Source organism: Chelativorans intermedius, assembly GCF_025398255.1.
GTDB lineage: Bacteria > Pseudomonadota > Alphaproteobacteria > Rhizobiales > Rhizobiaceae > Chelativorans > Chelativorans intermedius.
The window spans coordinates 1-1,157 of record NZ_JAODNW010000089.1; the positions used below are offsets into that span (position 1 = coordinate 1).

The 1,157-nt window shown below is 68.5% G+C and carries 1 protein-coding gene and 1 pseudogene; both read left to right on the top strand.

The annotated features are described in order from the left end of the window. Nucleotides 1-827, top strand: a pseudogene (locus NYR58_RS20405) (hypothetical protein); the annotation flags it as partial. After that, a partial coding sequence (locus tag NYR58_RS20410; protein ID WP_261522950.1) for a hypothetical protein occupies nucleotides 817-1,157 on the top strand: 341 nt, incomplete at its 3' end. The pseudogene NYR58_RS20405 and the gene NYR58_RS20410, both read left to right, overlap by 11 nt.

Here is a 1,157-nt window from a genome sequence, read left to right on the forward strand (position 1 = left end):
ACCGTGAAGACCGGCGCGCTGAAGGTCGAGATCCGGCCGCAGGGGGATGGGCAATGACCTCCCTCGCGCCGATTTCCTCCGAGGCCCAGGACCTTCCCAGCCTGATCGATCGCGCCGCCAGCATGCTCACGGGGGCCAAGACCGCCGCCGAGGTTCTCGAGGCGCGCGACATGGCGGGCCTTGCCTACGACGTGGCCAAACGCGCCGCCCGGTTGCAGCGGGCCAAGAGCGCCCATGACGATCTCGTCGCGGCCGCCCATCGCGCGCAGGCCCATGCGCTCGAGATCGAGGCACGTGCCAAGCGTCGGCTTGCCGACGAATACGATGCCGCGCAGGCCCGCGGTGACGTGGCCTCCGGTCGACCCAAAAGTGTTGAGAACGGTAACACTTTTCAGGCAACGGCATCCGATCTCGGCCTGCGCCGCGACCAGATCCACGAGGCCCGCCAGATCCGTGACGCCGAGGCAGCCGAGCCCGGCATCGTCCGACGCGTTCTGAACGAGCGCCTCGAGCAGGGCGAGGAGCCGACGCGCGCCGCTCTGCGCAAGATGGTGCTTGACGCAGCCAGGCGGGGGATGCGCCCGCAGCGCCCCGCCGGCCGCCGCAATCCCCTCCATGTTCCACCGACGCCCGAGCGCGCCGCCTGGCAGCATGTGACCGGCACGTTTCGGGCATTTGCCGAATGGGCTTCGGACGAGAACCTCGCTCTCGCCCGGCAGGGCATGCGCGAGGCGCGGGACGACCCGTTCCACCATCTCGACGCCCGGGCCATCCACCGCGGCGCTGCCGTTTTCACGAAAATCAAGGAGTGGCTCGATGCTGAATAGTCAATCGGCGGCCTTTGCCGCCGCCGTCTGGGAGGTTGCTACCCGCGTTGGCAACAACGCGCCCAGGATCGCCGACGAGATCATGGAGGCGGCCTTTCCGCTGACCTGTTCGCAGGCGCGCGAGGAAGGCGCGTTGCGCATGCTGCGCACCGGCATCGTCTCGGAGGTCAAGCGCATCCTGCGCAATCGCGACGACGGGTCGGGTCAGGCGGATTTCTCGGAGATCTGCGCGGCCTTCGCGCCCCTGGTGAAGGACCTGCGCTCGAAATCCTATTTCGTCGAAAGCGCCGCGGAATACGTCGCCATCCCGGACCTCATCGCGGACCCCGA